This window comes from Bartonella sp. B1098, assembly GCF_944896145.1.
GTDB lineage: Bacteria > Pseudomonadota > Alphaproteobacteria > Rhizobiales > Rhizobiaceae > Bartonella.
In genome coordinates, this window is record NZ_CALYLP010000002.1 from 387,881 (window position 1) to 412,794 (window position 24,914).

General features: G+C 37.8%; 23 protein-coding genes and 1 tRNA gene. 5 read left to right on the forward strand and 19 right to left on the reverse strand.

Annotation, left to right across the window (positions count from 1 at the left end; genetic code table 11):
* Window positions 1-4 precede the first annotated feature (4 nt).
* Window positions 5-1,432, reverse strand: a complete 1,428-nt coding sequence (locus tag NNJ85_RS01705; protein ID WP_254473044.1) for a glutamine synthetase family protein — start codon at window positions 1,430-1,432, stop codon at window positions 5-7.
* Between the two features lie 507 nt (window positions 1,433-1,939).
* Here NNJ85_RS01705 and rhuM point away from each other — a divergent pair.
* Window positions 1,940-2,239 (forward strand): RhuM family protein, encoded by a 300-nt coding sequence (rhuM, locus tag NNJ85_RS09710; protein ID WP_371923323.1) that lies wholly within the window; start codon window positions 1,940-1,942, stop codon window positions 2,237-2,239.
* Window positions 2,240-2,512: 273 nt separating this feature from the next.
* Here rhuM and NNJ85_RS01710 read toward each other — a convergent pair whose 3' ends face one another.
* From NNJ85_RS01710 to NNJ85_RS01760, 13 genes are all read right to left on the reverse strand, one after another.
* A complete protein-coding gene (locus tag NNJ85_RS01710; RefSeq protein ID WP_254473046.1) occupies window positions 2,513-2,881 on the reverse strand; it encodes a hypothetical protein in 369 nt (122 codons plus the stop codon).
* A complete protein-coding gene (locus NNJ85_RS01715) occupies window positions 2,878-3,315 on the reverse strand; it encodes a hypothetical protein (RefSeq protein WP_254473048.1) in 438 nt (145 codons plus the stop codon). The genes NNJ85_RS01710 and NNJ85_RS01715 overlap by 4 nt, the downstream gene beginning before the upstream one ends.
* Window positions 3,316-3,329: 14 nt before the next feature.
* On the reverse strand, window positions 3,330-3,554 hold the full coding sequence (locus NNJ85_RS01720) for a hypothetical protein (protein WP_254473050.1): 225 nt from the start codon (window positions 3,552-3,554) through the stop codon (window positions 3,330-3,332).
* A 316-nt stretch (window positions 3,555-3,870) separates the two neighbouring features.
* On the reverse strand, window positions 3,871-4,335 hold the full coding sequence (locus NNJ85_RS01725; RefSeq protein ID WP_254473052.1) for a hypothetical protein: 465 nt from the start codon (window positions 4,333-4,335) through the stop codon (window positions 3,871-3,873).
* A 1-nt stretch (window position 4,336) separates the two neighbouring features.
* Window positions 4,337-4,912 carry a hypothetical protein gene (locus NNJ85_RS01730; protein WP_254473054.1) on the reverse strand — a complete coding sequence of 192 codons (576 nt, stop codon included), beginning with the start codon at window positions 4,910-4,912 and terminating at the stop codon, window positions 4,337-4,339.
* A complete protein-coding gene (locus NNJ85_RS09640) occupies window positions 4,903-5,037 on the reverse strand; it encodes a hypothetical protein (RefSeq protein ID WP_256480867.1) in 135 nt (44 codons plus the stop codon). The genes NNJ85_RS01730 and NNJ85_RS09640 overlap by 10 nt, the downstream gene beginning before the upstream one ends.
* Window positions 5,038-5,054: 17 nt before the next feature.
* Window positions 5,055-5,438 carry a hypothetical protein gene (locus NNJ85_RS01735; RefSeq protein WP_254473056.1) on the reverse strand — a complete coding sequence of 128 codons (384 nt, stop codon included), beginning with the start codon at window positions 5,436-5,438 and terminating at the stop codon, window positions 5,055-5,057.
* 109 nt (window positions 5,439-5,547) lie between these two features.
* Window positions 5,548-6,477, reverse strand: coding sequence for a hypothetical protein (locus NNJ85_RS01740; protein ID WP_254473058.1), 930 nt, complete (start codon window positions 6,475-6,477; stop codon window positions 5,548-5,550).
* Between the two features lie 76 nt (window positions 6,478-6,553).
* Window positions 6,554-6,874: a DEAD/DEAH box helicase family protein gene (locus tag NNJ85_RS01745; RefSeq protein WP_254473060.1), complete on the reverse strand. Its 321-nt coding sequence runs from the start codon at window positions 6,872-6,874 to the stop codon at window positions 6,554-6,556.
* Window positions 6,852-6,986, reverse strand: coding sequence for a hypothetical protein (locus NNJ85_RS09645; RefSeq protein ID WP_256480870.1), 135 nt, complete (start codon window positions 6,984-6,986; stop codon window positions 6,852-6,854). The genes NNJ85_RS01745 and NNJ85_RS09645 overlap by 23 nt, the downstream gene beginning before the upstream one ends.
* Before the next feature lie 439 nt (window positions 6,987-7,425).
* Entirely contained in the window at window positions 7,426-7,611 is a 186-nt protein-coding gene (locus tag NNJ85_RS01750) for a hypothetical protein (protein ID WP_254473062.1), read from the reverse strand.
* Between the two features lie 405 nt (window positions 7,612-8,016).
* Window positions 8,017-8,093: transfer RNA gene (locus tag NNJ85_RS01755), tRNA-His, on the reverse strand.
* 152 nt (window positions 8,094-8,245) lie between these two features.
* Complete coding sequence (locus NNJ85_RS01760; RefSeq protein ID WP_254473064.1) at window positions 8,246-9,328, reverse strand: quinone-dependent dihydroorotate dehydrogenase; 1,083 nt, start codon at window positions 9,326-9,328, stop codon at window positions 8,246-8,248.
* 892 nt (window positions 9,329-10,220) lie between these two features.
* Between NNJ85_RS01760 and mscL the strand changes: the two genes are divergently transcribed.
* On the forward strand, window positions 10,221-10,631 hold the full coding sequence (gene mscL, locus NNJ85_RS01765; RefSeq protein WP_254473066.1) for a large conductance mechanosensitive channel protein MscL: 411 nt from the start codon (window positions 10,221-10,223) through the stop codon (window positions 10,629-10,631).
* A 19-nt stretch (window positions 10,632-10,650) separates the two neighbouring features.
* Here the strand turns inward: mscL and NNJ85_RS01770 are convergent, their stop codons facing one another.
* Together NNJ85_RS01770 and NNJ85_RS01775 are read right to left on the reverse strand one after the other, a co-directional pair.
* Entirely contained in the window at window positions 10,651-12,351 is a 1,701-nt protein-coding gene (locus tag NNJ85_RS01770) for an ATP-binding protein (protein ID WP_254473068.1), read from the reverse strand.
* A 1,123-nt stretch (window positions 12,352-13,474) separates the two neighbouring features.
* Window positions 13,475-16,057, reverse strand: coding sequence for a DNA translocase FtsK (locus NNJ85_RS01775; protein ID WP_254473069.1), 2,583 nt, complete (start codon window positions 16,055-16,057; stop codon window positions 13,475-13,477).
* Window positions 16,058-16,524: 467 nt separating this feature from the next.
* Here NNJ85_RS01775 and NNJ85_RS01780 point away from each other — a divergent pair, with 467 nt between their 5' ends.
* The 3 genes from NNJ85_RS01780 to rpoH all read left to right on the forward strand — a co-directional run bounded on the left by NNJ85_RS01780 (window position 16,525) and on the right by rpoH (window position 20,023).
* The gene (locus NNJ85_RS01780) at window positions 16,525-17,955 is read left to right on the forward strand and encodes an aldehyde dehydrogenase family protein (protein ID WP_254473070.1); all 1,431 of its coding nucleotides are present in this window, start codon (window positions 16,525-16,527) and stop codon (window positions 17,953-17,955) included.
* A 30-nt stretch (window positions 17,956-17,985) separates the two neighbouring features.
* The gene (locus NNJ85_RS01785; protein ID WP_254473071.1) at window positions 17,986-18,990 is read left to right on the forward strand and encodes an RluA family pseudouridine synthase; all 1,005 of its coding nucleotides are present in this window, start codon (window positions 17,986-17,988) and stop codon (window positions 18,988-18,990) included.
* A gap of 148 nt (window positions 18,991-19,138) precedes the next feature.
* Window positions 19,139-20,023: an RNA polymerase sigma factor RpoH gene (rpoH, locus tag NNJ85_RS01790; RefSeq protein ID WP_254473072.1), complete on the forward strand. Its 885-nt coding sequence runs from the start codon at window positions 19,139-19,141 to the stop codon at window positions 20,021-20,023.
* Between the two features lie 186 nt (window positions 20,024-20,209).
* On the opposite strand, the gene NNJ85_RS01795 is transcribed toward rpoH, so the two are convergent.
* The 3 genes from NNJ85_RS01795 to NNJ85_RS01805 form a co-directional block, all read right to left on the reverse strand.
* Window positions 20,210-21,640: a hypothetical protein gene (locus NNJ85_RS01795; RefSeq protein WP_254473073.1), complete on the reverse strand. Its 1,431-nt coding sequence runs from the start codon at window positions 21,638-21,640 to the stop codon at window positions 20,210-20,212.
* 237 nt (window positions 21,641-21,877) lie between these two features.
* Window positions 21,878-23,167, reverse strand: coding sequence for an adenylosuccinate synthase (locus NNJ85_RS01800; RefSeq protein ID WP_254473074.1), 1,290 nt, complete (start codon window positions 23,165-23,167; stop codon window positions 21,878-21,880).
* A 385-nt stretch (window positions 23,168-23,552) separates the two neighbouring features.
* Complete coding sequence (locus tag NNJ85_RS01805; RefSeq protein WP_254473897.1) at window positions 23,553-24,728, reverse strand: phosphoserine transaminase; 1,176 nt, start codon at window positions 24,726-24,728, stop codon at window positions 23,553-23,555.
* Window positions 24,729-24,914 lie beyond the last annotated feature (186 nt).

Below are 24,914 nucleotides of genomic sequence, written 5' to 3' on the forward strand. Positions count from 1 at the left end.
AACCTCAAACATTAAGCAAGAGATATTCGCGTTCCCACGGACTAATCACTTCCATAAAAGTTTCAAATTCTTGTCGTTTAATTGCAGCATAAGTACTGACAAACACGTCCCCTAAAATAGCACGTATTTCTGTATCTTGTTCAAACAAATTGGCAGCCTCAATGAGTCCACGCGGTAACTCAATCTTATCAGCATTCACATTATTTGTCGTTGGCTCATCCGGTTCAATTTTCTGTTTTAAACCAATGAGACCACACGCTAAAGAAGCTGCAAGAGCTAAATAAGGATTTGCATCTGACGAAGGAAGCCTATTCTCGACACGTCGCGCTTGAGGAGCAGAACGAGGAACACGAAATGCTGTGGTTCGGTTATCATAGCCCCATCGTAAATTAACAGGTGCTGAAACATCCGGCATAAGGCGTCGATAAGAATTAACATAAGGCGCAAGCATGACAAGTCCTCCCGCCATATGTTTTTGTAATCCACCGATAAAATGGCGAAAACAAACACTTTCTCTACCATCTTCTTGCGTAAAAATATTTATACCTGTCTTCTTATTAACGACTGATTGGTGAATATGCATCGCAGAACCCGGCTGCCCTTGAATGGGCTTTGCCATAAAAGTTGCATACATATTATGTTTCAGTGCTGCTTCACGAATCGTTCGTTTAAACATAAAAACTTGATCAGCCAATTCAATCGGATCGCCATGACGTAAATTGATTTCAAACTGACCTGCCCCCTCTTCGTGAATAAGTGTATCAATCTCCAATCCTTGCGCTTCCGAAAAATGATAAATATCATCAATGAACTCATCAAACTCATTCACACCAGCAATCGAATAGCCCTGCCCCCCACCAATCGAACGACCAGAACGACCAACGGGAGGAACTAAAGGATAATCAGGATCAGGATTTTTCTCTACTAAATAAAACTCAATTTCTGGTGAAACAACCGGCTTTAGATCCATTTGCGTATAAAAGTTGACTACTTTTCGCAAAACATTTCGTGGTGTATAATCGACAACTTGGCCATTTTGATATACAAGATCACAAATCACCTGTGCTGTGGGAGCATCTTCCCATGGCACAATGCTTAGCGTAGACAAATCAGGCTCAAGACGTAGATCACCATCAGTTTTAGGATATTCAAAGCCATGACCATCTTCAGGATAATCTCCTGAAATTGTTGTCATAAAAACCGCTGAAGGCAATGCCAATGATGTTTCCGATGTAAATTTTTTAGAAAGCATCATCTTGCCACGCGGCACTCCTGCTTGATCAGGCGTGATACACTCAATATCCTCTACCTTACGGAAAGCAAGCCATTGTAAAACTTGTTCCCAATTTTTTACACCCCTTAAATTTTTAAGGAAATGAGCGACAGGCTTAGAATCCTTTTTTCCCACTTGTTTACCATTTTTCACAGCCATAACACACCAACTTAACAAAACAATCAAGTCCCGCAATTCATGGTACCATCCCATGCATGAATGTCACAAAAAATCTTAATCAACTTAATTTTGATAAAATACATAACTTCTATCAAGATAAAATGACCTTACCCTCATTATAAGCTACTGATTATATCAAACATGATGGGAAAATGGTACTGCAACACATCGCCTGCTAACCTGCACCGTATAAAAATCAGCGCAAACGAGCATAATCATCGCGCCCAGCCTCTTGCCAATATCATCTGACAGCCGACAGAAAATTTGTAATATTCAGCAGCAAAAGACGCGTTTTAAAAGGGTATCAGATATCTCCTAAAAAATTAATCATCCACAATAGCACTGCTGAATTTCTAATTTTCCCTCGGCTGTCAAAAGCTTATGGCAGAGTTATTTAGCGCAGATGTCCGTACAATCAGCGAACATTTAAAAAATATATTTGAAACTCAAGAATTAGATGAAAATTTAGTTATCCGGATTTTCTGAATAACTGCTTCTGTCCGTAAAAACTATAAGACACAATTTTACAACCTAGATGCCGTTATCGCCGTTGGATATCGGGTCAACTCCAAACGCGCAACACAATTTCAACAATGGAGCACGCAAATACTACGTGATTTTGCAATTAAAGGCTATGTCCTAGACAAAAAGCACCTTGAAAACGGTCTAGCTCTTAATGAAGACTATTTCGGACATTTACTCACTGAAATAAGAGAATTTAGCCTTAGTGAACGGCGTTTTTATCAAAAAAATTACAAATATTTATATAACCAGTCTGTATTATAACAAAGATGCGCCAACTGTCTTTCATGTAAGTCATAGGCAAAGCCTGTTCAATTGTATATTCACTCTCAGACTCCCTCGTCTTTTATTAACTTTTTATCAGTACAAAGCCAGACCAAATTAAGTGGGATAACGAAACATATACAAAGCAAGGTGAAACAAAAAGCTGCTTTTATACAAACATTACTTGCCAACCAACCAATCAGCACAAGCACTAAAATACCAAAAATACGGGCAAGAAAACTAGCAATGGATAAAACCGTATTCGCTATTCTTTTATTGAATATGTTTAAAAAATTCTGCTTCAAACTGCGTCACAGGGATAGAAAAAAAACTGTGAAATACGGTGAATAAAATAATAGGAGCCCAACTGTTTGCAACGAGAAGCAGAGCAAGCATAACAACAGCACTCAGAACGAGTGAGCACAAAGTTATCGCCATAGGAGCATATTTTTGCATAAGATATTTAATGACAAAGCGATTAAATAAGTATTTGACAAAACTATAAGACACAAAACACAGGCCAAGAATAAGAATTTCAGTCTTTCCTGTTGCATTGTCTAATACTCCTGTTTGCCCCAAAATAAAAGGTTGCCAAAAATGAAATATTGGCTGCAATGCAGCAACAATAAAACCACATATCAATATATAAAATATAACCCGACTTTTGAGGGAACTAAATAAGCAAACGCTTCTGTTGCACGCAACAAAGAACCCGAGTCTCTTGGCTGACGACTCCAAACGGATGCAATATCTATCCCCGTCACCCGACTAAACCAGAATACAAGCACGAGAAACCCGAAAGAACAAAAATAATATGCCGACTGATAATTACCCATACACAAAACAATAAGAACACCTAGTGCACCAGCTATCATATTCATGAATGCTGTCAGTTCCCTCTTATAGGCGTTTGTTTGGTGGTAGATCAAACTACCCTTGTAACTACCGCCGTCGATTAAACCTTTAATCCACACGCTATCAGCGCCAGAACATAAAGCAAAGGCTAAAGCATAAATAATTTCTGCCGGAATTAAGACAAACAGACTAGGCGCGTAGATACATAAAAAAAGAAGCATGATAAGATAACATTTTATTTAACACCGATTTTATCTCCTAAAATCCCACACGGCACTTCAAAAATACAAATATTCACGCTAAACACAATTTGCAGTAAAGCTAACTGTGTTATACTAATACCCATAGGCAACAGAAAAAAAGCATGGAAAGAACCGGTAATCAACCGAACTCCGCTCATTGCCGCACAGCCATAGAGTAACTTTTTAACTTCATAATCTATCGTCGTTAATATATCCAAAAACTATAAAGCTGGCAGCTTTTTTTGCTGCCAGCTTTATATATTTAAAAACCTCAATTCAGAAGGCTGCGTCGAGCAGCCATTTTCTGCTTATTTGATAGGGTTTTGAGCGCAACAACATCATTCCGCTTAATTTTAATTTTTTTCAGCGGTTTACACATATGTTTAGTTTTCATAATTTTACCCCTGTATTAAATGAAGACAATTAAATTTAATATGAAGCGTATATTATAGTTACCTTTTGTCAATTTATTATTTTGATGTAATAAGCTTTGCTCTCCCCCCCTACGTTCATATTCAATATTTCATGCACCAATCATTCTGTAACAACCACCGCAGTACTTGGACACTCATGCGCCCCTTCGGGAAAAGTACGCTTATATTCACGCCAATTTGTCACCGGCTTGTCATTAAAAGCAACGCTCGTTTGCAGTGCATCAAAATGCGCTTTGCCGCATTTAATCTTCAGCATTTCTTTAAGGCGCAAATCAAACTCGCTGTTTGCCCCTTTTGTTTCCAGAACAAAATAAAGCTTTTCTTGGCCATCCCACTCTAAAAAGACCGCCCAATCAGGTGTATAAGAACCAATGGGAGTGGCTATTTTAAAACTTCTTGGCAGTTTAAAAAACAATCTGACTTCAGGATCATTTTCAAGACTTTGTGCAAACTCTTTCTCCACGCTACTTTCATAAACCACATGATCATACACACTCTTCTCACTCACAACAGCTGTACGCTCTAAATTCGCTACAAGCTCTTCACTGATAAAAAGCTCTTGCACACTATATTCTTGCCCAATCAACTTTTAAATATTTAATGCCATCAATTATAAGATTAACATGGATTTTATTGAGTATTTCTTCTATGCGCTCTAAAAAAGCTTGTGGATTTTTCACAAACTCATACACACGACCACTCTTTATCAAAATGCCAATAATTGTCTTTGCAGTTAATTTCAGCTTTAAAGTCAAATAATGTACAATGTTCGGCAGTGCACATGAACTATAATCAAGTGCTCTCTGCTTTAATAACTGCTCTTCATAGGTCACACCAGTACTATCCAGTTCTAGCTCTGCTGTCTGATAAACCAAATGTGCGGGCACAACTGGCGCCATTTTTTTCACTGCATCCACTGCTTTGGCAACAAACTCTGTGCAATCAAGTTTTGCACGATAAGTGGTCTTTTTATTGATCTTCTCCCACAAGGACAAAAACTTCGGAGAAGCCACTGTTTGCTTTTTAAGCTTAACCTGCACCTCGCGCGTAGCATTACGAATAAACGGCATGGCTTGGCTCGCTTCAAACGCCTGCAGCACAGCTCGCTCTTGCCCTTGATTAAAACGTTCACTTAAATCCAACGTCCCAGACGCCCATTGCATTTTAATGTATCTGTGATTTTCCCTGCTGATGTAAACAAGGCTTTTTCATGCAACTCAACCAATATATCAGCAGCCTCTTGTGAAGATAGAGTCTTTGTTTCCATCACAGCTGTCGTATAAGTCAGATCTTGCAGTGTCTCAACATTAATAAATGCACCCGCATCAATTTTTTTACAATTTTTTGACGCAACTCGCGTGGTATTTCCGACGTCCCTATAGCTTCAAATTCATTCGCCACTAAATCTTGATCTACTTTAATGACACCCGCCTCATCAATCAAATCTTTTGAAACAAGTGTTTTAAAAATTTTTTGTGCTTGCGGCACTTCCACTTTAGCGGCCACATATTTTACATCTTCATAAATACGGCCAACCAACTGCTCCATCTGCAATGTACCAAGTTTATAACCAATATCCGCCTCTAATTCTTTTTGCAATGTACTCACAAACTCAGCAAAACTTTCATGCACCATGACATGCAGAACATTTATATCTTTATCTTCCACCTGCTCACCTTGTTAGTTTACGCACAAGCGCAAACCGCGACCAATCTTTTTCCGTGCGGTAAAATTCGATTTTTGTTCAATCAACATGCACACTTGAAACACATTTGGATTATCCCAGCCTTCTCTCAATGCCGAATGCGAAAAGATAAAACGTAAGGGGCATGCAAAAGATAGATAACCACTTCTTATCGCGTATGATCGTGTTATAAGTATCATCATCGGCTTGGCTGTCGCCCTTTGTATCCTTATACACCCCCTTCTTATCTTGCGAGAAATAGCCGTCATGCACCGCCATCATATCTTGCGCAAATTTATTACGCAAAGGCGCATATTTCTCCTGAACGATAAGCTCCTCATAGCACTCTTTAAATATATGCTCATAAAGCGCCTTCTCGCCATCGCTGCTGCGATATTTGGCAACCTCATCAATGAAAAATAGCGAGAGCACTTTTATGCCTAGTGGGAAAAGGCGCAATTCCTTATCCAAATGCGTCTCTATGGTGCGATAAATTTGTGTGCGCTTCAACTGCATTTCATTAACATCACCGATCGCTTGGCCGAATTTGATATCTTCCGTATCGGAAAATTCAACCTCTTCATCCCCCTCCATGCAATTAATACCAGAGACCACATAGCCCTTGTAAAAATCACGCCCGACCGTAACGAGATAAAGATCATCCCCTGGTTTAACAGTCATGGTCTTGTGGCTGACAGTGCCGTCTTTGCCCGCAACGTCTAGCTCTAGCCGCGCCTTAAAGCCATTTTCCTGCGAAACAGATTTTAGCGCTATATAGGGGCGGTTAAAATCTTGTTCTATCTGATTGGACGAGACACAAATTTGCTTGACCAGCCCCTTTTGATACGCATCAACGGGAGTTAAACGATAGAGCAGATTTACCTCATCCCTATGCGTCGCGCTATAGCGCAACACACAAAGCGGGTTAAGGCTGGCAATGGCCTCTTTTGCTTTTGGTGTATTGTCGACCGATTGTAGCTCATCAATAATCACAATTGGGTTAGTGTCTTGAATATAGCGCATGGCGGTTTCGCCATTCAGCCTATCTTGCGGTAGGTTGATAATATTCTCGGCCTTTTAAAGGCATCAATATTGATGATCATAATCTCGATATTGGTCGAGCTAGCAAATTGGCGGATCTGCGCAAGGTCTTTTGAATTATAAACAAGCAATAAGGCAAATTGGCAAACTCTGCGTTAAAATGCTCTTTTGTTACTTGCAGCGATTTATATACACCTTCGCGAATAGCCACACTTGGCACGACAATGATAAATTTAGTAAACCCATATTGTTGGTTGAGCTCAAAAATCGTTTTACTGTAGACATAGGTTTTGCCTGTGCCCGTTTCCATCTCAATAGAAAAGTGTTTTTGCGCCAATTCTTTACTTGCAAACAGCCTATTGCCCTGCTTGCACTGCACGCAAATTACCTAATAAAGCCTTTTCATCCAGCAGCAATTGATTGCCATAACCAAATTCATTCAAAGCGAACTGTCCCTCACCAACGGGCAGAGCAAAAGAAGAGGCACGCATTTGCTGCCCCCTAAATAAATCTGTAACGCTTTTTACTGCTTCACTTTGAAAGTCCCTGGTTTTTAAATTGAAGTTTCATAGAGCCCACGCTTGGCTTGTTACTTATTTCAATTCTGGAAAAACTCACATCATTATCGCGCAAAATATGCACGCAATTGACCAGATCATTCGCATCTCTAAACGCACCTTCTAGCATAATCACTTTGGCTGGAAGATGCCTGATCATACCTTCCGCGTCTTCTGGTTAAAAGGGCAGGTTGATATAAATCATCTTCACTTACTGGAAATAGGCCCGCTGGATAAGCTTTAAGACTTCAAGATTATCGCCCTTAATATCAACATTATGCGTCTTGTCAAAATTCACACTCTCTACAATTTTAGGCCACAACGTTGCTAAGGAAGGTTTTTGCGCAAATTTTAAAGATGCCCCCTTGCCCTGTCACTCAAATTTAAACTTCTCAAAATCATTATCGATATATTCGCCGCATAGATTTAAGAGCTGATCTATATCAAGCTTGCCCTCCCCAAAACATTGCGGAAAGGCCTCTTTAAGCTTTGCTAGAGCTTGATCATCTGGTGTTTGGCTTAAGCCATCGATTTTATCTTCACCCGTTATTATACTCATCCCCGCGTTTCCCCTTATGCTCAGTATAGAAGAATAGGATATTTATTTTCATGCATATTGCAAGCTTATCGTAGAAAAACAAAACGTTATAGGGGATTTATAGCGATTTTACTTAAACGAGGATCTTATGTTTGTATCTCGTCTGCTACCCATGAAATGCGCGCCAACCCAAAAAGGAGCGATTTTATAATACGTTGAAAATAAAGCATAAAAAGATCAGAGACTTTTTAAAAAAGTCTCCGCTATTTTAGACGGCTTAGCCAGTTTTGGCAAAATTTGAGAAAAATCATCCGCGCAAGGTGTCTGCTCCGTGACGGCTCACACGCAAAAAAGCCCGCCAAGCGCGGCTTCTAACCGCCTCACAAAACGCCAAAAATAAGAATTAGAAAAGCTGGAAAAGATAAATGGTACGGTTGGTGGGATTTGAACCTACGACCTCTGGTGCCACAAACCAGCGCTCTAACCAACTGAGCTACAACCGCATAAAAAGCAAATCTATCATAATTGTTCACGATTTTGTAAACATTTATTCTTCGCTTATGTGACATAAGGAAGATCAACAAAGTTTGCAAGCCCCTTAAAAAAAATCTCGCAATTTTTTGTGAAGAAAAAATGTTTTTTACAAAGAAAATTTTTACAAGGGAAATTTTGCCCAATGCTCAAGACCATGATCACGATAGTCTTTTATGTTATCAACACCATCTTGTTGCATCATCCGTAAAATCTCTTTCAAAATAGTTATGACAAGATTTGGACCTTCATAAACCATCCCACTATATAATTGAATTAAATCTGCACCTGCTTTTACTTTTTCCAAAGCGGTTTCAGCATCCTTTACACCGCCAACGCCGATAATTGCAATCTCCTTCCCTAACTTTTGACGCATTTTTGCAAGCACAATCGTAGAACGCTCAAAAAGTGGACGTCCAGAAAGCCCTCCCTCTTCATTGCGTAAGAGACTATTTTTAAGACCTTGACGTGAAAGAGTTGTATTGGAAACAATGAGCCCATCAAAATCAGAAAGTTTTATTTCTTCAGCAATATCATCCAATTCTTTCTCTGATAAATCTGGAGCAATTTTTAAAAAAATGGGAATCGAGAATCCACGCTTTTTCTTTTGCTCCTTTCGCGCTTGTGAAATGGCATTCAACAAAAGATGTAAACTATCACGAATCTGTAAATCGCGTAAACCTGGTGTATTAGGAGAAGAAATATTAACCGTAAAATAATCCGCAACATCATAAAAATGAGCAATGCCAACAGTATAATCGTCAATCTTATTAACCGTATCCTTATTGACTCCAATGTTGACTCCTACAATATCAGTTTTTTTACATGTCCGCAGTCTGTCGTAAACAACTTGATGCCCGTCATTATTAAAACCCATTCTATTAATAATTGCTTCATCTTCTTTTAAACGAAAAAGCCGGGGTTTAGGATTGCCAATCTGAGGCTTTGGTGTCACTGTTCCAATTTCAGTAAAACCAAATCCTAAACGAAAAATTTCATCAACAACCTCTGCATTTTTATCAAACCCCGCTGCAAGACCAATAAAATTTTTAAACTCAAGCCCTGCAATATTTACATACAACCGCTTATCAACAACCTTTTGACAACCGTTTAATCCACTTTTTAATCCCACAATCGCTAAACGGTGCGCATGCTCTGGATCTAACATAAATAAAGCAGAACGGCCAATACAACGAAAAAAACTCATCAATCCTTCTCCACAACATAAAAATGATCCATCACACCTCACATACACCTTTTAACACAAAAGATCGCCAAGAAAGCATATTATTCAAATAATACTCCACCCTTTCATAAGAAAATTCATCACCTCATCGGCATTCACGCGAATTTTTACGAACCCTGAATAGAAAAAACATTTATCTTTTTCACAATTGTCCAGTTAATTAAATATTCTGTAAATTCTAAATCTTATAAAATGTAAAATGCCTGTATGAATTGAGACATCAATGCCCCTTCGCCAAACCATGGTCTTATCTCTTGTCTCTCGCAAGCAAGCTCATAATCCCCTTAATAAAAGAAAATGACTTCTATTCCCTAAATTCCTTTGTATAATATTGTTTTCAACAGAATAAAGCTTGCTCCATAAAGCTGTTTTTCTCCTAGTATTGAGAGTACACAGTTCGTAAAATCATCTCACATTCATGCCATTGTTGCACCATTTAGCAGCGTAGTATTCAACCGTTTTTCCTGTATTATAAAGTTTTGAAGAACCTGCGTTATTACCATTACTGATGCACGAAATATAATTTTGCATCTATAGATGCTTTATCTAACATACAGTTTCAGTGATGACAGTTGATCATTAACGCACACTTATCATACCAACGGCTCGCAAACTCTATTGTTCTGCAATCTATAAACTGGTACAATCTACCAACTGATGAAAACGTGATCCAATGGGAGGTGTGCCCCTTGTATAAAACAGAACGCCTAGGCTCTTTATTAAGCCTCATAAAGTTCTTGGAAAATAATATTAATGTTGTAGTATAATCTTAAAAATAAAATCTGCCCTTTCCTTTTTCCTTAAAAGCGGTAAGTAAATTACCGTATATCGCTTACATAAAGGGGAAACTGCAATGCTTAAAGAATTCAAAGAATTTGCCCTAAAAGGTAATATGATTGATCTTGCTATTGGTGTGATTATCGGGGGCGCTTTTGGTGGCTTAGTCAACTCAATTGTCAATGATATTTTTATGCCCATCATTGGACTTGTTACAGGTGGAATTGATTTTTCTAATATGTTTATTCAACTTGCTGGCGAAAAACAAGCGACTTTGAGTGCCGCCAAAGCAGCGGGAGCAACCATTAGCTATGGGCACTTTATCACTTTATTGATCAATTTTCTTATTATTGCTTGGGTTCTTTTTTTCTTCGTTAAAGCTATGAATAAAATCCGTAGAAAAGAAGAAGGAGAAAACCCTAAAAAAACCTCTTCAGAAGAACAACTTCTAACAGAAATTAGAGATCTCTTGGCTAAGAAAAAGTAAATTTATGGGATAATTGACATCATGGAACACGAGGAAAAAACATTTCCACAGTCGTTCCATGATTGGATTTTGAAAACAATAAAAATTCTCCCCCACTTTCTTCTACCATTGCCTTACACATTGGGAGCCCTAAGCCTGTACCCATAAAAGCACTGTCTCCAGATCGACCATCTTTGCGCTCTATTTGACCATAAGGTTGTAGGGCCTGTACAATCTCCTCTTCGCTCATTCCTATACCATTATCACTCACTGAAATTTTTACGCGTTCTTTTCTATAAGAAACATGAATAATAATCTGACCACCCAGAGGTGTAAAACGAATGGCATTGGAAAGAAGATTCCATATAATCTGGCGAAACATTTGTTGTGATACAGGAATAAATGGAACATGCGGTGGAGCAACAATGCGCATGATAATGCCGTTATGATTGGCTTCTGTTTCAAGAAAAGCTATCGTCGCACGTAAACAAGATATCACATCAAATGTTTCAGAAATAAGGGAAGAATCAATCTGGTTATTGGAACCAGAGTAATTGATCTTCGAACATTCTAGTAATTGATTAATGAGTGATAATATATGTTTTCCAGAAGAGATAATATCGCGCAAATATCCATGATAACGTTCATTGTCTATCGAACCAAAACGTCCCTCTTTCATAATTTCTGCAAAACCAATAAGAGCATTCAAAGGTGTTCGTATTTCATGAACAACTCCAACGATTTTATTCTCTTCTGCTTTTTTTTCTTCTGATGGAACTGTTTTTGTCATATCACGCAACATAACAGCGTAATTGCCTTGCTGTGTCAAAAATACAATCGTTATAAGAACGGTTCTATTTTTATGATTTTTCGTCATTAAATCAGCTGTTTCATTGCACTTTAAAACCTGATTTTTCCCCTTCATACGGATTAATTTAAAATATTTTTCAACCAAAAATCGGCTTTGCAAAGTAAAGAGGGAAGAGAGTGGCTGTCCTCGTAGTTCATTTATTTCATAACCTATTAATGCTAAAGCAGTCTTACTTGCCGATTGAATAAAGCCGTGTTCATCTAACCATAAAACACCATCTGTTGCTGTCTCCAACAATGATAAAACTGCAGCGGGTTCTTTTATGAGCACTTGTTCTATAGCATTTACTGGCAATGTTTGTGGATGTGATAACTGGATAGCTGTTTCTTCAACAAAATTCTCTTCTTTTACCGATGAATTCAATTCATCACGTAATTGCTCTGCAATCTCACGAAAAGCTGAGCGTTCTATCTCCGTAAGACGCGGCATTTCCGTCTCCAGCTGTTCGTCTCTTTTTTCTTGAACTCTTTCTTGTATTTTTAAAACACCAAAGCCACAAAACCCCTTAAGTTGCTTTTTAACATCAAAAATTGGTAAAGCCGACAATTCAACATCAAGCCATTGTGAACAACCATCAACAGGCCATTGAACAATCTCTTTACTCCACGGCATAGCTGCTTCAATAAAACGACTGAGAACCTGATATCGATCATCATGAAATTGATGAGCAAGCTCATGAAAACTATATCCTAGAATAGAGGAAGAGAAAGGACCAACAACTTCAGCTAGCTCTTTTGAGACTTCACAAAATAAACCATTGTGATCGATTTCCCATGTAAAAGGTCGAGGCAAAAGCTCTGGTATAAAACAAAAAGCTTCTTGCTTACATTCTAATTCACTTGTACTTAACTCATCTGCTTTTAATGACATAACTAAAACTAAAAAAGTGTTGGATTAACTTTCAAACGAATAATGCTCATTTATTAAAAAATACCTGCTCTCGTTAAAATAACTGGATATCTCATTATCAATTATCTGTAGCAAAATTTTGACTGTTTCACCAACAAAACAAGAGTAAAAAGAATCTTCCAACACTGTTACTTATTCTCTTATTATTGTAATAAAGCTTGTTACAAAGAAAAATGCCCCTCACATAAAATAGTCCTCTCAGAAGAATATACTTGCGCATTCATACACCTGTCTTAAAGAGACATCTTGTTCCAAGCTTATTTTATTATGTCGACATCGGTAAATGTTGTAATGTAAAGGCCCCCATCACGGATATCAAGGCATTATGCTTTACCTTTTTATCCTGCTAAAAGAGCTCGTTTGCACTATTATTATATTCGTCTAGTCCATAATATAGCCAATGGTTCTTATGTTTGCAAATGTTCATAAAAGGTATTCTTATTCCTTTTAAATGTTTTGTACCCTCCACTGCTTCTACTATGATGGACAAAAAACGGTTTTGATTCTTTCAATATAAACAGAGTTGAGACAAGAAAATTTTACGATACTTGAGACTAAAAATTTTTTTCAAATAAAGTTTTCAGTCACAACATCTTATCTTACGCCAAAACATCAAATGATTATAAATTCAGCGTAGCGTTTTAAAGCATCCTAAACCTTTGGGGACATCTTCTTATGATGTTTTCTAGAAGACTTCAAAGACCCTTTTTTCATCAAAACCATTATAGAAAAAAACAAAAAATATACTATTGTACTATTTTGACTAAATAATCTTTTTGTAATCAGAAAAAACAATAAAAATCATCCGTTCTCCTATAAAGATTTATTTCATTTCCTTACATTCAAGCCCCTCCAGAAATGTTAAAAACATCTCCGCTCTTTTGTATCAGTCTGTTCTCTCCATAAGCAGTTTAAAGGTTGCTTTATTATTCTCTACTCAATTTTTTAATAAGGCTCTCAAAAAAATAAATAGATGATCACATCTGACTTGAAAAAATAAAACACGTATTCACTCTTTAAATAATGACTGTCAGACATTTTAAAAATCGCATATTGTTAAATGTGCTGTTTTAAATATGCTTGTTTATTTTCCTTCATTGAGTAAAATTTCACGTTTACCAACGTGATTAGCGGCTCCCACAATGCCTTTTTCTTCCATACGCTCAACAAGAGAAGCTGCTTTATTATAGCCGATTGAAAGTCGGCGCTGAATATAAGATGTTGAACATTTTTTATCACGCATAACAATCTTTACAGCTTGGTTATAAAGTCTCTCACTCTCTTCATCAAAATTTTCTTCCTCAGACATTTCAGCCATTGAATCAGTAGAAATCTCATTGTTTTCGTCTTCATTATCCGTGACCGTTGCTAAATAATCAGGTTTTCCTTGCATTTTAAGATGAGCAACAACGGATTCAACTTCTTCATCAGAGACAAAAGGTCCATGAACGCGCACAATGCGCCCTCCACCTGCCATATGAAGCATATCTCCTTGACCTAAAAGCGTTTCAGCCCCTTGTTCACCTAAAATTGTACGACTATCAATTTTTGATGTGACCTGAAAAGAAATGCGAGTAGGAAAGTTTGCTTTAATGGTCCCCGTGATAACATCAACAGAAGGACGCTGCGTTGCCATAATCAGATGGATACCTGCCGCACGCGCCATTTGCGCTAAACGCTGAATGGCATTCTCAATTTCCTTCCCCGCCACCATCATGAGATCAGCCATCTCATCAACAATCACGACAATATAAGGAAGCTGCGTGAGATCCATGGCTTCTTCATGATAAAGCATTTCCCCCGTTTCTTTATCAAAACCCGTCTGTACAGTACACATGATCGTTTCGCCTTTTTGAGCGGCAAGTGCAACGCGTGCATTAAAACCATCAATATTACGCACACCTAATTTCGCCATTTTGCGATAACGCTCTTCCATTTCTCGAACCGCCCATTTTAAAGCAGTGACCGCTTTTTTAGGATCTGTTACAACAGGTGTTAAAAGATGTGGAATGCCATCATAAACAGAAAGCTCTAACATTTTAGGATCAACCATGATCAAACGACACTGCTGGGGCGTCATCCGATAAAGAATCGACAAAATCATTGTATTAATTGCAACAGATTTTCCTGATCCTGTTGTTCCTGCAACCAATAAATGAGGCATTTTTGCTAATTCTACAATAACAGGTTCCCCATTAATCCCTTTCCCCAAAGCAAGAGCAAGCTTAAATTCACTTTCACGAAAAGAACGCGTTTGGATTAATTCCCGTAAATAAACAGTTTCACGAACCGCATTAGGCAACTCAATCCCAATAACATTCCGTCCAGGAATGACAGCAACGCGTGTGGAAATGGCAGACATAGAACGTGCAATATCATCAGAAAGATTAATAACACGCGATGACTTTACACCCGCAGCTGGCTCAAATTCATACATTGTTACAACTGGCCCCGGATGAACATGGATAACTTCACCCTTAATGCCAAAATCTTCCAAAACACTTTCCAAAAGTCCAGCACCACGTTCTAATGTTTCCTGAGGAATCATCGTCCCTTCATGAAAAATAGGTTTCTGTAATAAACTAATCGGAGGAAATTCATAAACATCACAGTCAATAGATTGAATATTTTTCATAAAAGAAGAATTATGATTGCCTAAGGGTATGTGGGTAGATTGCAATGTTTTCGTTTTACCGTTTGCTTGCATCACAGACAATTCTTTTGAATTCTTTGTAACATCCTTTGTTTGACAATCGAAAGTGTTATGGGCGACAGTATTATGAGTTTCTTCAGTCTCTATAGTATCCCCAGTGTTACTTAACACCTCAGTATCATTTAATATATGAGCGGAATCTTCAACAGAAAGCTTAGAATGACCCTCTTTAGACTCCTTTATAGGATCATTATTCGTATTCATTAAATCAGAAATTTGCTCAACGCCTCTCATCCTTTCCGCTGGAGAGTCTGATGTAATTGAATCATAGAGTTGCGGAAAGCGGTATTCAAGAACACGGTAAAGAGCCGTTATTGACTCATCAAAAGCAGAAGGAACATCAAGTGTATCAGGTATCCTTTCATTTGTTATATCAATCGGTGTGCCATTCTCTTTTGAAGTTTGAGTATCCACAGGTTCAAATATCAAAGATCCACACTCAAAAAATGCATCATCGGAAAGGTGCAAAGTAGGCTTTATTTTTTGTAGCTCATTTTTCACTTGTAATTCATACTCTTGTTTATCTTCCTCAAGGGGAATATTGGCTGATGGTATGCTAATCGTTTGCTGTGACAACTGCTTTAAAACTGTTGAACGACAAACTGAGGTTTTATTCTCTATTGATTGGGGATTAATGACTTTTTTTGTCGATGGAATATTTGTTGTTTTCTTTTTAGAATGCACAACATCTGTAATTTTTTTTCGATCTTGCTTCGTAAAAATTTTAAACTGTTTTGCAAAAACTGGATCTGTTTCTATACGACGACGTAAAATTTCAACTTCTGGGGTTCGCGTAAAACGGACATTTTTTCCGAGGGTAAATGCCTCTTTCCACACTTCCGGATAAGGAAATATCTCTGTGATCTTAATAGATAAATCTTCTCTTGATACACCTTTCGTACCATCATCAGACAAAGAAGACGTAGAAATAGATTTTGTTTTCGAATTATGCATGGCACCCAACAAATTTATAGCAATGAGAAAAATGATCTTTTCAAAAAGAATTCATAGAAGCTATCATATGAAGGTTAATAACCTTTTGCTGATGGTTACTTTTTAATGAAAAAAATGAGAGTAAAATGCATAATATTTTCTTTTAAAGTTTATGACAGAAACTGCTAAGGTTTATAGTGTCTTATCGCGCGTATTCCGTTTGTTTTGAAAAAAGCTTCATGATAAAAAGCGTCAAGAAAATTGTTTATACCTATCTTCCCCTCTCATTTTATAAAAACGATGTGTCCTAATAATAATACAAACAATTATAGAAACATTGCTCTATTTAATGCTCCATGTTTGATGATCATAACATAATCTCATTTCTCGCGTTTTTATAAGATTATCCTTGTTATCCTCGTTTAAAAAGGCTTAGACTAGGACAATCATAATTACATAAACACAAAATAGAAAAAAGGGAGTAAATTATGTTTAATAAACGGAAATTTTATATCAATGGTCTATGGGATAATCCAAGTACACCTCACGATTTTGACGTCATTAATCCATCAACAGAAGAAGCTTGTGCTGTCATTAGCCTTGGAAGCACAAAAGATGCCGATAAAGCAATTAACGCAGCAAAAGAAGCGTTTCCAAAATGGAAAACCACTTCACCAAGCGAACGTCTTGGATTCGTTGAAAAAATTTTAGAGATCTATGAAAAACGTTCCAAAGACATGGCTAAAACCATTTCAATGGAAATGGGAGCACCGATTGATATGGCGTTTAATGCGCAAACCGCAGCCGGCGGTTCCCACATTCGCGATTTTATCGAAGCTTATAAAGAGTTTTCGTTCCAAGAAACTTTAATAAAGGGAAATGAGCAAGCAATCCTTCACTACGACCCTATCGGCGTCGTAGGATTAATTACGCCATGGAATTGGCCCATGAATCAAGTAACTCTTAAAGTTATCCCAGCTCTCTTGGCGGGCTGTACCATGGTGCTAAAACCCTCTGAAATTGCACCTCTTTCTGCTATGCTTTTTGCTGAATTTTTAGATGAAGCCGCACTTCCTGCCGGCGTTTTTAATTTAATCAATGGTGATGGTGCAACTGTTGGTTCTTACCTTTCAGCACATCCAGATCTAGAAATGATCAGCTTTACTGGTTCAACCAGCGCAGGAAAAGATATTTCTAAAAATGCCAGTGCTACTTTAAAAAGAGTCTGTCTGGAACTTGGAGGAAAAGGCGCAAATATCATCTTTGCTGATGCCGACTCAGATGCTATTCAGCGTGGTGTACGACATTGCTTCTATAATAGTGGACAAAGTTGTAATGCACCGACTCGCATGCTTGTGGAACAGAACATCTATGACAAAGCCATAAAAATAGCCAAAGATATTGCAGAAACGACAAAAGTAGGACCAAACTGTCAAGAAGGTAATCATATTGGACCTGTCGTTTCAAAAAAACAATATGACAAAATTCAAGATCTTATCCAATCGGGCATTGATGAAGGGGCAACTCTTGTTGCAGGAGGAACCGGTTTACCTATAGGGATGGAACGCGGTTATTATGTCCGTCCTACAGTCTTTGCCGATGTAAAACCCCATATGCGTATTTTCAAAGAAGAAATCTTTGGTCCAGTTCTCTCAATTCTTGCCTTTAGGACAGAAGAAGAAGCCATCGCTTTAGCAAATGACACTGAGTATGGTCTTACAAACTATATTCAATCGCAAGATCGCAACAAATGTCGTCGTATTGCGGCACAAGTACGCTCTGGTATGGTAGAAGTTAACGGACATGGATTACCTGATGGAAGCTACTTTGGAGGTGTAAAATTCTCTGGGCGCGCTCGTGAAGGGGGACATTGGGGGATTAAAGAATTTCTCGATAGCAAAGCAATTTCATACTGGTAAAAATCTTATTAAAAACTTAATAGGAATCGTATGGTCATACAGAAAATAACAGATGAAGGTGCTCTTGGGCAACGTCTTGATCAGTGGCTTGCAAAACAATATCGTACTGTGCTCTCACGTTCGCGTTTGCAAACCCTCATCCGTGAAGGCTGCCTTAAAATTGATGGTCAATTCATAAAGGAACCAAAAACAAAATTAAAACCTAACCAAACAATTGAATTGGCAATGCCTGACCTTCGTGACGCAGAACCTAGCGCTGAAGCCATTGCATTGGACATTCTCTTTGAAGATGATTATGTCATTGTTATTAATAAACCAGCGGGTCTTGTTGTTCATCCTGGCAATGGTAATTGGACTGGTACGTTGGTTAATGCCCTTATTTACCACTGTGGAAGTAGTTTATCTGGTATCGGTGGTGTTAAGCGCCCGGGCATTGTCCATCGCCTTGATAAAAATACAAGCGGTGTTATGGTCGTTGCAAAAAATGATCTGGCTCACAAAAACCTCAGTACTCAATTTTCTGATCATGGACGAACCTGTGCGTTAGATCGACGCTATCACGCTTTGATTTGGGGGATACCCCACCGCAATGTCTCGACAATTGATGCATCGCTTGGCCGTTCACCCCATAACCGAACAAAGCAAGCTGTCGTCCATAACCAAAATCCTCATGCTCGTCATGCTGTTACACATTTTTCACTGCTTGAAAAATATGGTCCTCGCGAAGACTCAACCTCTTTTGCTAGTCTTCTGGAATGTCGTCTGGAAACCGGACGTACCCATCAAATACGTGTTCATATGGCACATATCGGACATCCACTCGTCGGTGATACGGTTTATGGAAATGCTTTTAAAACAAAATCAAACACTCTTAATCCCACTCTTAAAAATGCAATCGATCAATTCAACCGACAAGCACTCCATGCCGCAAGTCTTACTTTTGAACATCCTTCTACCGGTAAAGTTATGTCGTTTTTTGCACCGATGCCTCAAGATATGGCTAAACTTATTAAGCACTTTAAAAAAATGAATTGAAACTTTTCTCCGTCTCAAGATTTCAGAATAAAATATCTTTTTTTGAACAAAATTGAAAAATATGCTAGAGTGAAGTTGCTAGGATAGTTGGCTATCTTAAACGTAGAATTTGCCTTATTAGGGAATTCAGATAAAAGGAGGGTGCTATATGGCCCATATGAATTTGTTATCAGTAATCACAGGTGATGGCGGATTAAACCGTTACTTAGAGGAAGTGCGTCGTTTTCCAATGCTTGAACCAAAAGAAGAGTATATGCTCGCTCAACGTTATCGTGAGCATAATGATTTAAAAGCTGCACATAGGCTGGTTACCAGCCATTTGCGTCTCGTCGCTAAAATCGCGATGGGATATCGCGGTTATGGACTCCCCATTGGGGAAGTCATTTCGGAAGGTAATATCGGACTCATGCAAGCTGTTAAGCGTTTTGAGCCAGAACGTGGTTTTCGTCTTGCGACCTATGCAATATGGTGGATTAAAGCATCAATCCAAGAATATGTATTACGGTCTTGGAGTTTGGTGAAAATGGGGACAACAGCCAATCAAAAGCGTTTGTTTTTCAATCTTCGTAAGTTAAAAAATAAACTTCAAGCATTTGATAGCGGCGATCTTGATACAGAACAAGTAAAGGAAATTGCAACCCAGTTGAATGTCACAGAAGATGAAGTTGTATCAATGAATCGCCGACTTGGTGGTGACACTTCGCTCAACGCCCCCCTTCGTACAAAAGAAGGAGAAAACAGTGAATTGCAAGATTGGTTGGTGGATGAATCGAACAACCAAGAACAAATTTTAATTGAAAAAAGTGAATTAGAAAATCGTCGTTCCATGCTTATCAATGCCATGAGCAATCTCAATGACCGGGAAAAGCGTATATTCAAAGCACGTCGTTTAAACGATATACCGTTAACGCTAGAGGAGCTCTCTGGTGAATTTAATATTAGTCGAGAGCGAGTGCGACAGATTGAAATGCGTGCATTTGAAAAAGTACAAAACTCTATCAGAGATTCTGCTTTATCTCAAAGTCAAGTGTAAGACTTTAAAAATTAGGTATAAAGCCAATTGCTTGTACTTTCTTAAATTGGAAATGAGAAAGGCATCTATTGGCTTTGTATTTATCAATGAATCTCTTAAACTCTTTGAGTTATTAATATGTGCACTTTATTGAGTACGTTTAGATATAACGGATAAAAAACAGATGGTGAAAAATAACCTTTTATCTTATTGGTATCTATGTTTTATTTTTTGATCAAGAACTATTAACTTATCTTGTTGTGCAAGCCATTGTCCAATAACTTCATTAAAAATAGACTCACCTGTCGGACCTTTTGCAAAGGTTAATTCATTTATACGTCCATTTTTATCCGTTAACACCAAACGCATCCAATTTAATTCTCGCATCAATTGTAAATTTCGGTCTATCAATGGATGATTACCACTCAATGCAACAAGAAAAAAATCATCGTTAATCTTTGCAGAAATAGCCCTTGTTAACCCCTGCCCAATGGATTGTTCACTTGTTTTAAAGGTTAATGCTTGAACATTGCTTATAGCTTTACCTGAAAATTTATCAGAAAGAATAAAAATAAGGTCCATCATATATGCAGCAGGAAATGACCGATCGGTATTGCGACGTAAGATTAATCGTAATGATAGCCCTTCATCAGGAATTGTTATATCACCTTGTATCGCAATTTCCTCTGGAGCCCCCTTTACATGAGATTCTCTTATAAGCGTCCAGCGAGCACTTCCCGTTGCTACTTTTTCTGCATCATAATTTGTACGTGCTTGATAGAAAAAAGCTTCACCTGATTTGTCAAGCAATTGCAAATTACTGGCAACAACTGTTGAGCTTCCTTCTTCATCAAAAGAATCTACTGCTTGTTTTAAACCAACATCAATTTCACTCCCATCCTCTAATAAGCGTTGTGTTAATTTTCTCTTAACTGAAAGTTCCTTTGGTACCCCATGAGAAGCTTGAAGGTTTTCTCCTAACAATTGATGATCATTTAATACAAATACACGCCCACCCATAAAAAAAATACCAACAGTTAGAGCAACAAAACTCACAACGGCAACAACACTTATTAAAATACGTTTTTGCACCAATGATTTATTAGAACGACGTAAAGCTTGAGAAAAAATATGCGAAACAATATGCGGATTATCTTCTTGTGAAGGAGGAACCTTTAACGAACAGGCATTACTAGGCTCAGAGGACAAATAAGGCTCCATATTAACAGGTTCTGCCTCTGGCATATCTGATACACAAGGACCACCAAAAACCTTGTTATCCTTTGAAGATGTAACAAAATCCTGCTTGCTCTTTGTATTTACCTCTGGAAATTCATTATTCTTTGGTCGTATGATTTCTTTGGTATATTTTTTATCTCCATTTATATTTGTGGGATTCCACCCAATAACTGAAGAGAGCAATTTCTTTTCGACGTCTAAATATTCCTCTTCAACCGTTGTAATAGCACTTTGAAGAATCTTTCTTTGCTCATCTGCTATTGCTTGCGGTATTTTTGCTGTTAAAAATTGATGTTCTAATGTTTCGATAGCCCGTTTATAAATCCGCTTACGCACTTGTGGTGTAACATTATTTTGCGCATTAATCGCCTTTTTTAAGATTCCCACAAAATCTACCATTTCCTCTATAATCTCTCTTAAACTGAGAAAAGAAATCCCAGCCCTAAAGCCAAAACACCTTTTAGCCTCATAAATTGATTGTCATTTATATTTGTGTAACTATCGTAACAGTGTAAAATGAATACGAAAAATAAACAACGTTATTTTACACCTCTCTCTCACGCGCTTTTAAAAACGCTTTTTGTTAAAAGATACAGAAATGAACAAAGAATCTATATGAAAATCTCAAAATAATCATCAATTTGCAAAGGGATCTGTAATAAGAATTGTATCTTCACGTTCTGGACTCGTGGATAATAAAGCTATTTTTGTGTTAATTAATGCTTCGATATAGCGTATATATTTAATAGCTTGCACTGGTAAATCTTCCCACCTCAATGCATGGGCTGTTTTTTCCTTCCAACCTTCTAATGTTTCATAAATAGGCTTTACACGGGCTTGAGCTCCCATGGAAGAAGGTAAATAATCAATCTTTCTACCATCAAGCTCATAACCAATACAAATTTTTATTTCATCCAAACCATCCAGAACATCAAGTTTTGTCAATGCTACACCTTGAACACCACAAATTGTGACCATCTGACGAACTAAAACTGCATCAAACCAACCACATCGACGCTTTCTACCCGTTACAACACCAAATTCATGCCCCCGTATCCCAAGAAATTCACCAATATCATTTATCTGCTCTGTCGGAAACGGTCCTTCTCCAACACGTGTAGTATAAGCTTTTGCAATACCCAAAACATAATGAATGACTCCAGGTCCCATCCCAGATCCTGTACATGCCTGCCCAGCAACTGTATTCGATGAGGTTACATAAGGATAAGTGCCAAAATCATTATCGAGTAAAGCCCCTTGTGCGCCTTCAAAAAGAATGTGCTTTCCCTTCCTATAACCTTCATGTAAAAGATGCCACGTACAATCCATAAAGGGCAGAATTTTATCTGCAACTTGCATCAATTCATCATAAAGCGCTTGAGAATCAATCTCTGCAACACCCATCCCACGACGCAAAGCATTATGATGCCTCAAAAGCCGCTCAATCTTAGCCATAAGCGTATCTTTTTCAGCCAAATCCATCACTCGGATGGCACGGCGTCCCACCTTATCTTCATAAGCCGGCCCAATACCACGCTTTGTTGTTCCAATCTTTAAACCTGATAAACCACTTTCTCGAATTGCATCAAGATCACGATGCAAAGAAAGAATTAAGGGAGCATTTTCAGCAATCCGTAAAATTTCTGGTGTAATTTTTACACCCTGATCACATAATTTTTTTAACTCTGCAACAAAATGATGAGGATCAACAACGACACCATTACCAACGATTGATAACTTCCCACGAACTAAACCAGACGGTAAAAGTGATAATTTATAACTCACTCCATCAATAACCAATGTGTGGCCAGCATTATGCCCCCCCTGATATCTTACCACAATATCTGCGCGCTCAGACAACCAATCCACAATCTTACCTTTGCCTTCATCACCCCATTGTGTACCGACAACAACTACATTGGTCATAACTCTCTCCGTCGTATTTGGTCAAAAAAACCAGCATTCAAAAACAAATACCTCTTTATAACGAAACCTTAGAGCAAGTGCGACTCCTCATTTCAGATTTTTCTCAATCTTCAAGTCTTTAAATTTTCAAATTTATGATAATAAAAATAAGTAAAGACAAAAATATTCTAAATCTATCATTTTTGCTACAAAAAGTAAAAAAATGAGAGATTTTAATTTACGCTCCCTCACTCCTGACAAAACTTTCATTTCTTCTCTTAATCTTTTACAATTCCTGTAAAGTATTTAGAAGTTGTTTGTCTAATACAAAAACACGAAAAATCATCATAATCTCTCGTATTCTTTTTCTGTTTAAAAACACATTGTAAAAATTAGCAGTCATTATTTAAAGCTGTGCTTTTTCAACCTGGAACGCCCATTCAAGCCATTGTGTTAAAATTTCAAGATCGGAAGCCTCAATTGTTATACCCGCCCAAATTCGAAGTCCAGGAGGAGCATAACGATACGAACCGATATCATAAGCAACACCTTCCTCATCAAGACGATTCACAACCGCTTTTATAAAAGATATTCGTTTTTCAGTTTCTAAAGCAGTGATCACTGGATCCACAATATCTAAACAAATAGATGTGTTAGAACGCACTTCAGGATCTTTTGCCAAATATTCTAACCATGGCGTTTTACGAACAAAAGCATCAAATACAGAAAAATTTTTCTCAACCCTTGCTCTTAATGCCGCTGCGCCTCCTAGAGATTTTGCCCACTTCAACCCATCAAGAAAATCCTCTACACAAAGCATAGAAGGCGTATTGATTATCTTTCCTTTAAAAATATCTTCGTTCAGTTTTCCATTTTTTGTCATACAGAAAAGTTGAGGCATAGGCCAAGCCGGAACATGATTCTCAAGCCTCTCAACAGCACGAGGACTTAAAATCACCATACCATGAGCTGCTTCACCTCCCAAAACTTTTTGCCACGAAAAAGTAACAACATCTAATTTTGAAAAATCAAGATATTGTGCAAAAGCAGCTGATGTTGCATCACAAATGGTCAATCCTGCTCGCTTGTCCGGAATGAAATCCGCATTAGGAATACGCACACCAGAAGTTGTGCCATTCCATGTAAACACAACATCACGATCAAAATCAAGTTGTGTTAAGTCCGGTATTTCACCATAAGGAGCTTCAAAACGACGCACATCAGAAAGCTTTAATTGCTCAACAACATCTTTATTCCACCCAAATCCAAAACTTTCCCACGCCGCCATATCAATACCACGCTCACCTAATAAAGACCATAGGGAAGCTTCAACAGCACCGGTATCTGAACCTGGCATAATTCCTATACGATGATCAGAAGGAACCTCAAGAATCTCACGGGTTAAATTAACAACTTCAGCAAGTTTTAATTCTGCTTCTCTAGATCTATGGGAACGCCCAACTAATGCCTTTTTAAGAACATCAAAAGTCCAACCAGGCCGTTTGCTACAAGGGCCTGAAGAAAAATTAGTATTATTGGGACGACTGCTTGGTTTTGTAACATTATCATTATTTCTCCTTATTTATATATTTTCTTCTTGATAAAGAAAAACAAATCGTTATAAAGATTCATCAATCGTCTTTTTGGAAAAAAGCCAAAAATGTTTTATCTTATTTCGTAGGCTTAAAATTCACGGAAACTTTGTAAAAAATCTTTCTTAATTATGCCTTCTCAATTGATTATTTTAATTTTTTTCGTATCACCACTA

Coding starts and splice junctions, on each gene's coding strand:
- NNJ85_RS01780 (WP_254473070.1), top strand. CDS start 16,525: ATGTTTAATAAACGGAAATTTTATATCAATGGTCTATGGGATAATCCA.
- NNJ85_RS01705 (WP_254473044.1), bottom strand. CDS start 1,432: ATGGCTGTGAAAAATGGTAAACAAGTGGGAAAAAAGGATTCTAAGCCT.
- NNJ85_RS01740 (WP_254473058.1), bottom strand. CDS start 6,477: ATGCGCTATATTCAAGACACTAACCCAATTGTGATTATTGATGAGCTA.
- NNJ85_RS01800 (WP_254473074.1), bottom strand. CDS start 23,167: ATGACCAATGTAGTTGTTGTCGGTACACAATGGGGTGATGAAGGCAAA.
- NNJ85_RS01760 (WP_254473064.1), bottom strand. CDS start 9,328: ATGAGTTTTTTTCGTTGTATTGGCCGTTCTGCTTTATTTATGTTAGAT.
- NNJ85_RS01775 (WP_254473069.1), bottom strand. CDS start 16,057: ATGCATAATTCGAAAACAAAATCTATTTCTACGTCTTCTTTGTCTGAT.
- rpoH (WP_254473072.1), top strand. CDS start 19,139: ATGGCCCATATGAATTTGTTATCAGTAATCACAGGTGATGGCGGATTA.
- NNJ85_RS01770 (WP_254473068.1), bottom strand. CDS start 12,351: ATGTCATTAAAAGCAGATGAGTTAAGTACAAGTGAATTAGAATGTAAG.
- NNJ85_RS01750 (WP_254473062.1), bottom strand. CDS start 7,611: ATGAGTATAATAACGGGTGAAGATAAAATCGATGGCTTAAGCCAAACA.
- NNJ85_RS01785 (WP_254473071.1), top strand. CDS start 17,986: ATGGTCATACAGAAAATAACAGATGAAGGTGCTCTTGGGCAACGTCTT.
- NNJ85_RS09640 (WP_256480867.1), bottom strand. CDS start 5,037: ATGGAAACAAAGACTCTATCTTCACAAGAGGCTGCTGATATATTGGTT.
- mscL (WP_254473066.1), top strand. CDS start 10,221: ATGCTTAAAGAATTCAAAGAATTTGCCCTAAAAGGTAATATGATTGAT.
- NNJ85_RS01795 (WP_254473073.1), bottom strand. CDS start 21,640: ATGGTAGATTTTGTGGGAATCTTAAAAAAGGCGATTAATGCGCAAAAT.
- NNJ85_RS01715 (WP_254473048.1), bottom strand. CDS start 3,315: ATGCTTCTTTTTTTATGTATCTACGCGCCTAGTCTGTTTGTCTTAATT.
- NNJ85_RS09645 (WP_256480870.1), bottom strand. CDS start 6,986: ATGCGTGCCTCTTCTTTTGCTCTGCCCGTTGGTGAGGGACAGTTCGCT.